Origin of the sequence: Streptomyces sp. NPDC059564, assembly GCF_042735575.1 — a bacterium.
In the GTDB taxonomy this organism is placed as follows: domain Bacteria; phylum Actinomycetota; class Actinomycetes; order Streptomycetales; family Streptomycetaceae; genus Streptomyces.
This window is the reverse complement of the sequence record NZ_JBHWBP010000643.1, coordinates 1359-1844: the sequence shown is the minus strand read 5'-3', so window position 1 is coordinate 1844 and position 486 is coordinate 1359. Positions and strand designations below refer to the sequence as shown.

Annotated in this window: 1 protein-coding gene; it reads left to right on the top strand. The window is 68.3% G+C overall.

What is annotated here, in order from left to right; genetic code table 11:
- Positions 1 to 9 precede the first annotated feature (9 nt).
- Positions 10 to 486 (top strand): nucleotidyltransferase family protein (locus ACFV0Q_RS41230; protein ID WP_385013207.1); only part of this gene is annotated, 477 nt, incomplete at its 3' end.

The window sequence follows — 486 nt, the reverse complement described above, 5'->3', positions numbered from 1 at the left end:
GTCTTACCGCTGCTGCCCTACACCACTGCCCTTCCCAAGCCCCTCGTCCCCATAGGCGACCAGCACACCATCCTGGAGATCGTGCTGCGCCAGCTGTCGGCAGCCGGCTTCACCCGCTGCACCATCGCCATCGGCCACCTGGGCGAGATCATCCGCGCCTACGTGGGCGACGGCTCCCAGTGGGGGATGAGCATCGACTACGCCACGGAGGAGAGCCCGCTGGGCACGATGGGCCCGCTGCTGAACCTCCGCGACCGGCTCCCGGAAAGATTCCTCGTGATGAACGGCGACGTCCTGACCGACCTCGACTACGCCGACGTGCTGCGCCGCCACGAGGCGTCCGGCGCGCCGCTGACCATCGCCACGTACCCGCGCAAGGTGCACATCGACTTCGGCGTGCTGACCACCGACGCCAGCCGCGTGGTCGGGTTCACCGAGAAGCCCAGCGTGGACTACCGCGTCTCCATGGGCGTGTACGGCCTGTTC